Origin of the sequence: Thermoflexus sp. (assembly GCF_025055495.1) — a bacterium.
GTDB lineage: Bacteria > Chloroflexota > Anaerolineae > Thermoflexales > Thermoflexaceae > Thermoflexus.
Map to the genome: position 1 here is coordinate 1 of NZ_JANWXB010000118.1, position 7,359 is coordinate 7,359.

6 protein-coding genes are annotated in these 7,359 nt (G+C 64.5%); 3 read left to right on the forward strand and 3 right to left on the reverse strand.

Annotation, left to right across the window (positions count from 1 at the left end):
- The 3 genes from NZM16_RS03895 to nth form a co-directional block, all read left to right on the forward strand.
- A partial coding sequence (locus NZM16_RS03895) for a DUF4157 domain-containing protein (RefSeq protein ID WP_295478700.1) occupies positions 1–414 on the forward strand: 414 nt, incomplete at its 5' end.
- A 109-nt stretch (positions 415–523) separates the two neighbouring features.
- Positions 524–1,663: an FAD/NAD(P)-binding oxidoreductase gene (locus NZM16_RS03900; protein WP_295478702.1), complete on the forward strand. Its 1,140-nt coding sequence runs from the start codon at positions 524–526 to the stop codon at positions 1,661–1,663.
- Between the two features lie 144 nt (positions 1,664–1,807).
- Positions 1,808–2,494: an endonuclease III gene (gene nth, locus NZM16_RS03905; protein ID WP_295478705.1), complete on the forward strand. Its 687-nt coding sequence runs from the start codon at positions 1,808–1,810 to the stop codon at positions 2,492–2,494.
- A 128-nt stretch (positions 2,495–2,622) separates the two neighbouring features.
- Here the strand turns inward: nth and NZM16_RS03910 are convergent, their stop codons facing one another.
- The 3 genes from NZM16_RS03910 to NZM16_RS03920 form a co-directional block, all read right to left on the reverse strand.
- Positions 2,623–4,818, reverse strand: a complete 2,196-nt coding sequence (locus NZM16_RS03910; RefSeq protein WP_295451768.1) for an ATP-dependent helicase — start codon at positions 4,816–4,818, stop codon at positions 2,623–2,625.
- A 193-nt stretch (positions 4,819–5,011) separates the two neighbouring features.
- Positions 5,012–5,455 (reverse strand): hypothetical protein, encoded by a 444-nt coding sequence (locus tag NZM16_RS03915; RefSeq protein ID WP_295451771.1) that lies wholly within the window; start codon positions 5,453–5,455, stop codon positions 5,012–5,014.
- Between the two features lie 365 nt (positions 5,456–5,820).
- Entirely contained in the window at positions 5,821–7,092 is a 1,272-nt protein-coding gene (locus NZM16_RS03920; protein WP_295451774.1) for an MFS transporter, read from the reverse strand.
- Positions 7,093–7,359 lie beyond the last annotated feature (267 nt).

The window sequence follows — 7,359 nt, forward strand, 5'->3', positions numbered from 1 at the left end:
ATCCCGGATCCCGCCCGAGCTCTCCTGCAGGAGCTGGCGGGACCGTGGCTTTCCGAAATCGATCTGGAGCGAGCCCGCCTGCACATCGGAACCTGGCTCTCCCGTGCCATCCTGCGTCTGATGCCCGATCCGATTCCTGGCGTGGACCCCGCGGCGGTGACCTTGGGGCGGCATATTTTCATGGATCCGGCTTACTGGCCCCTCGATCGCCCGCCCGGATTGCTGTTGCTGGTCCATGAGCTGGTTCACGTGCGCCAGTGGCGGGAGAAGGGCGTGCTGGGCTTCCTCCGTGCTTATCTGGGCGATTATTTCTCGCACTCCCAACGCTACCTTGGAGTTCGCCTGGAGCATGAGGCGGTCGAGGTGACCGCCGCCGTCGAGGATCAATGGCGCGCGAGGGGATTTCCGATCTAAAGCTTTTGCGTTATATGATGGATGATAGAAGTTACGCCTTTAGCTCAGGCAGGTTGTCTGACGCCGGTTCTCCTGATCTCTCAAAACCTCTCAAGTTCGGAGGGAAGATATGCGGCGGGTGTTGATTCTCGGAGGCGGGTTCGGCGGGATCGCAACGGCGCATGCGCTCCGACAGCGCCTTCCCGCTGAGGATGAAATCCTGTTGATCGAGCGGCGCCCCCATTTCATGCTGGGCCTGCGCAAAACATGGGCGATGATCGGCCGGGGCACCCTGGAGGAGGGACGCCGCCCGCTGAAGGCCCTTGAGGGTTATGGCATCCGTGTCCTCCAGGGAACCATCACTTCCATCGATCCGGCGAATCGGGCCGTGGAGGTTGATGGCCAGCGGCTGGAGGGGGACGCGATGGTGATCGCCCTGGGGGCGGAGCTGGATCCAGATGCGGTGCCCGGGTTCCGGGAACACGCCATCAATGTTTACGATCCGAATGAAATCCCCCGGGCGACGGAGGCCGTTCGGGCTTTCCGGGGCGGGCAGGTAGTGATCGGGATTTTCGGCGCTCCTTATAAGTGCCCGCCCGCGCCCTATGAGATGGCCTTCCTGCTGAGGGACTTCTTCGAGGCCCATGGCATCCGGGCCCGTCTGTCGGTGTTCACCCCTCAGCCCATGTCCCTCCCGATCCTGGGCACGGCGGGGTGTTCGGTGCTGGAGGGCCGCCTGGCGGAGCACGGCATCGAGTTCCTTCCGAACTATAAAGCCACCGCGGTGGAAGCCGGGGCCGTGATCTTCGGGGAACGGCGGCGGCCCTTCGATCTGCTCCTCGGGATCCCGCCTCATCGCTGCCCGGAAGTCGTAGTCCGTAGCGGCCTCACCGATGGCGGCGCCTGGGTGCGGGTGAACCCCCGGACGCTGGAAACGCGTTTCCCAGGCGTCTATGCCATCGGCGATATCACGGAGATCCTGCTCCCCAACGGCATGCCGTTGCCGAAGGCCGGCGTCTTCGCCGAGGCGGAAGGGCAGGTGGTGGCGGAACGGATCGCCGCGGCTTTCGCTGGCCGGGAACCGGAGGCCACCTTCGGAGGGGAAGGGTTCTGTTATCTGGAGATGGGCCGGGGCGAAGCGATGCTGGTGCGGGGTCGATTCCTGAATGAGCCGGCCCCGGAGATCGAGATGACCGATCCCTCCCCGCGCTACCTGGAGGAAAAGCGGGCTTTCGAGGCGGAGCGGCTCCGGGCCTGGTTTGGGGGATAAGTGAAAGCGTCTCTTTCCTTACTCGAGGCCAGAGAAGCCCATCGACAGCCACTCTGGGGGCTCGTGATGGTGGAATAGGTTTTCGCAGGATGCGACCATCCACTGATCGCGCCCCGGCAAAATCCCGGCTATGGCAACAAGGCAATGGATCGACCGCAGGCGGCGTTGAGGCGGAAGGCGGAGCGGATCGACCGCAGGCTGGAGGAATACTATGGGATCCCAGCCCGCTGGCGGCTGGATCCGCTCTCGGAATTGATCCTGACCGTCCTCTCCCAGAACACCAGCGATGTGAACAGCTGGCGGGCTTTCGAGCGATTGCGCGATCGGTTCCCCAACTGGGAGGCGGTGCGGGATGCCCCGGTGGAGGCGGTGCAGGAGGCCATCCGCCCGGCGGGGCTTTCCGCTCAGAAAGCCCCTCGGATCCAGCGGATCCTCCGGCGGATCACCGAGGAGCGCGGGGAGCTGTCCCTGGACTTCCTGGCAGACTGGCCGGTGGAGGAGGCCAAGGCCTGGTTGCGCAGGCTGGATGGGGTGGGGCCGAAGACGGCCGCCATCGTGCTCCTGTTCTCGCTGGACAAGCCAGCGTTTCCGGTGGACACCCACGTGCATCGCGTGGGAACGCGTCTGGGGCTGATCCCGGAGGGGATGTCCGCGGAGAAAGCGCACGACTGGATGGAAGGGCTGGTTCCGCCGGAGCGCTACCTTCCTTTCCACCTGTTGCTGATCCGTCACGGCCGGGAGATCTGCAAAGCCCAGCGGCCCCGCTGCGATCTCTGCCCGGTGCGGCGCGAGTGCGCTTTTTATCGCCGGGGTCGCATATCGTCCCTGTAGGGGCAGGCACGGGGGCCTGCCCCTACAAAAAATCCGCGCGGCGCATCTTGTAGGGGCAACCCCCTGGGGTTGCCCTATATGGGCAGGCACAGGGGCCTGCCCGATGGGGCAGGCACGGGGGCCTGCCCCTACGAACGGGTCGGATCCGGAAGGATCTGCAGGCTGGCAAAGCCCGCCAGAAGCCGCTTGAGGCCGACTTCCTCGAACATCACCACCACCTCTTCGTCTGAGCCGACCCGTCGGCTTTCCAGGACCAGACCTTCCCCAAACCGGGGATGGTGAACCCGTGTGCCGGGGCGGAAACGCAGGCTCCCAGGGGAAGTCCCAGGGGTTTCCCGCAGGGGCGACTCCCGGGTCGACCATGTCCCCCGCCGGGATCGAGGGGCCGGGCCCATCAACAGCTCCTTCGGGATCTCCCGAAGGAAACGCGAGGGCGTGCGGATCTCATCGTAGCGACGGAAGGCGTAGGTCAGGACCAGGAGATCTTTGGCCCGGGTCATCCCCACGTAGAACAGGCGCCGCTCCTCCTCCAGAGCGGCTGGGTCGTCCATGGAGCGGCTGTGAGGAAGCAACCCTTCCTCCAGGCCGGTGATGAGCACGGCCTCGAATTCCAGGCCCTTGGCGGCGTGGAGCGTTAACAGGATGGGCGCCTCCACGTCGTCCCGCAGGGTGTCCACATCGGAGATCAGCGCTGCCTCGCCGAGGAAGGCCGCCAGGGGATCCTCGAACGCGCCCGGGCGGTAGGGAGCAGCAACCCGCAACAGTTCCAGCACGTTATCCCAGCGCCGTCCCCCGATCTCCGGCTCATGTTCCTCCAGGCTCTCCAGGTATTCCGCGTAGCCGATCTCATCGATGATCCGTCGCAACAATTCCGCCACTCCCATCCCCTCCCGGATCGCCCGCCAGGCCTGAATCCGTTCGGCGAAATCGGCCAGCGCATGATGGATCTTGTGGGAAAGGGAGACGCGGACGGCGCCGCTGGAGATCCCTTCGATGGCGGTGAAAAGGGAGGACCCCTGACGTTGCGCCAACGCCGTCAGTTTGGAGAGCGTCGCGGAACCGATCCCTCGGGGGGGCACGTTCAGGACGCGGGTCAGGCTGAGATCATCGTGGGGATTCAAGATCAGTCGAAGGTAAGCCAGCAGGTCCTTGATCTCGCGGCGCTGGTAGAAGCGAAGGCCGCCCACCAGTCGGTAGGGAAGCCCAGCCCGCACGAAAGCCTCCTCCAGCGCCCGGGATTGGGCGTTGGTCCGATACATCACGGCGATCTCCTGGGGTCGAACCCCGCGGGTTTCGATGAGCTCCTGGACCCGACGGGCCACGAAGGCGGCTTCGTCCTCCTCATCAAAGGCTTCGTAGACAGCGATCGGGGAACCGGGCCCCCGGGCGGCGATCAGGCGCTTTTCGTTATATCGCTCCGTGTTGAAACGGATCACCGACTGGGCCGCCTCCAGGATGGTTTGGGTGGATCGATAGTTCTCCTCCAGGATGATGATGCGAGCGTCGGGGAAATGCTCCCGGAAGCGGATGACGTTGCGAAAGTCCGCTCCGCGCCAGCCGTAGATGCTTTGATCCTCATCCCCTACGCAGAACAGATTGCGATGTCGGGAGGCCAGCTGCCGCAACAGGAGATACTGCACGGTGTTCGTATCCTGGAATTCATCCACCAGGATATGGCGGTAACGTTCCTGATAGCGGGCCAGGGCTTCCGGGTGGTTTTCAAATAATTCAACCGCCCGCAGAAGGAGGTCATCGAAATCCAGGGCGTCGGCAGCGCGCAGGCGCTCCTCATAGCGGCTGTAAACACGCGCGGCGATCTCATCGAAGTAGGTGCGAATGGGATAGTCATCGGGGCGGACGAACTCGTTCTTCGCTCGGGAGATGGCCGCCCGCAGCGCCCCGGGCCGGTAGCGCTTCTCATCCAGATTCAGATCCCGCAGCGCCTGGCGGACGGCTTCCAACTGGTCCTCTTCGTCGTAAATCACAAACTGGGGGTTCAGGCCCAGGAGCGAGGCCTCCCGCCGCAGGAAGCGGGCGCAGATGGCGTGAAAGGTCCCTAGAGTGAGCTCGGCGGCTTGCTCGCCGAACAGGGCCTCCAGACGGGAGCGCATCTCCTCCGCCGCTTTGTTGGTGAAGGTGACGGCCAGGATGTGAAAGGGGGAAACGCGGCGGACGGTGAGCAGATAGGCGATCCGGTAGGTCAGCACCCGCGTCTTCCCGCTGCCCGGGCCAGCCAGCACCAGGATCGGCCCATCCGGGGCGGTGACCGCCGCCTGCTGGCTCGGGTTCAGTTCCTTAAAAAAAGAAGGTGGAAGATGGCTCATAGGCAGTTGAACTATCCCTGAGGGAGAATCTTGTTTTCAGGCTGGGCAGGACGACTTCAACGATCCCCTCCCCCCTCAGCCTTTTGGGCCGCGGTGGGGAAGGGATCCAAACATTTTTGGGGGCGGAGCGGGGCGCCTTCGGCGCCGCCCCCAAAGGCCCCAGGGGATGCGCAACTGCGTGACTTCTATCTTTTTATTTCGAGCGGATGCCTGCCCCTTCACGAGCGAGGATCGGCTCCAGCGTCTGGATCCAGAGCGCCAGACGCTGGGCGAAGCGCTCCAGGCTTTCCGGATCCAGCGGTGGGAGCGGGTGGGTCTCAAACACCTTGGCCCATCCGCGATCCCAGGGTTCGGCCTCCACATAAGGTCCCAAACGATCCCGGATCTCCCAGATATGCCGGCTCACCCACTCCAGAGCGGCCTGGTTCCACTCCGGATCCCGGCTCTCAAAATGCAGGCCGACTTCCATGCGGCCCCGCCGCTCCCCCAGGTGCCATACCTCGTAGTGGAAGGCCGGGTCGCGGTAATAGATCTGCACCAGCCATGGTCGGACAGACCATCGGAACCTGCTGAGGTCGGGCGGGAGAAGCGGCTTGAGCCGTTTGGGAAGCGCTTCCATCCACTCCCGCAGTCGCATAGGCGCTCCCGATGTCTTCGGCGGAGGATATCGCTGCCGCCTCATTTTACCATTAGACTTGTCTGCGTAATGAGGCGATTGATGGCCATGCTCTGGCTGAGTTGCAAACGCGCGCTGGGAATTCCCTTCGCAGCTCCCCCGCAGGTTTAGGGAGAAGGGGCTTGGCCCGCTTCCCTCCCGGAGGCGCTGGGATCGGACTCGCCGCCTGAAGTGGCCCATGGCGGGATTGATTTTCCCCTCTCCGCTCTCCTTCGAGCGGCGGAGAAAAGGAGGCGCAACCCTCTCCAGGGCCCCTTAGGGCCGAAGAGCGATTCGCTTTTCGGATGGGCGCTTCCCCTATCCCCGCAGGTGAGACAAGGCATCTGTCAGCCGGCTCGTGGGTGCTTAGCGGCCGAGGCCGGCGGACGCGCCAGGAGCAGGGTGCCCAGGAACAGCAGGCCGGCCAAGCTGTAGATCACATCGTAACCCAGCAGGCTGCCGGTCGCCCGGTTCAGCGCGTCGATCGCCGGGCCGCTCAGGCGGGCGATGGCGCTGCCGACGGCGGTGGCGATGTTCCCCAGCCCCAGATAACGAGCCGCTTCATCGGATGGGACAATGCGGGTGATCCAGGTCCAACTGGCGGCTACGAACAGGGCCACCCCCACCCCGATGATCAATGCTGCGGCCACCAGCATGGGAAGCTCCGGCCGTCCATAGAGCCGGGAGACGCTGAGGAAGCCGAAGGTCCCCAGGCCCGCCATGATCCCCGCGCCCCACAGCAACGGCCGCGGGCCCCAGCGATCCGCCAGCGCTCCGGAAGGCACCATCAGCAGCAGGATCATCGCCCCCAGGATCGCAGAAAGGGTCCCGTTGAGGGCCTGGGCCTGTTCTATGGTCAGGCCCATCGTATCCCGGAAGAAGAAGATCAGGAAGGTGCGCAGGGTGAGCAGAGCCCACCAAAACATCAGGCGATGCGCCAGCCAGAACGCAAACGTAGGGGCGCGGTCCCATTCCACTTGATAGATCCACGTGGGGCGACGAGCAGGCGGTTCCGCCAGGGCTTGAGAGGGAACAGCAACCGCCGTGATCAGTCCGACCAGGAGGTAGACCATCAGCAACACCGGATAGGGTCCCCAGATCTGTCCCCGGCCCAGGAAGTAGCCGGCGATCAGCGGGCCGATCACCACCGCCGGGATTTCCATAAACCCCTTAATCCCGGAAGCCCGGCCCCGCTGATGCTCCGGCACATGATCCGGGATCAATCCCTGGTAGGCGGCCTGCACCATGTTGGAGAAGGTCTGGGTCAGGAGCAGAGCCAGGATGAGCAATGGCACAGAGGGGGCGGCAACCAGGAGGGCCAGGGCGAGGGCTAGGAGCAGGCTGCCCAGCCAGAGGAACGGCTTACGGCGCCCCCAGGGGCTACGGATCCGATCGCTCCAGGCCCCGAAGATCGGCTGGACGAGGGCGGCCCAGATCAGGCCGATGAAGGCCACACTCCCCAGAAGGGTGTTCTGCCAGCCCGGGCCGGCCAGTTCGCTGGCCTTCTGGCTTAACCAGGGGGGATCAACAACATTAGAGGTCATGGTCAGAGCAAGCCCGTATAGACCCAGGGCGACCCACTGGGGCCAGGTGGTGGCAGCGCCTCGCGTGGTGGGCATCATCGAAGCCTCCTGCAGGTGGAGATGATCCTAACCAGAAGTTTTCCCGGGGATGTGGGCCGCCCCTGGCGGTCCACATCCCCGGGAAGTATTCCAAAATCCGGTGGTGTTTCGCTACTGCTTTGTCCAGTTATAAACTAGGGATCTGAGGAACCAAAGCGAGTCCGGAAGGCGATGGCCCCACCCCCCCTTAAAACCCCACCCCACCGCCCCCAGGGCCGCGGGGGGGGGGGGTGAAACAATAGTTGGGGGGGGGGGGGGGGGGGC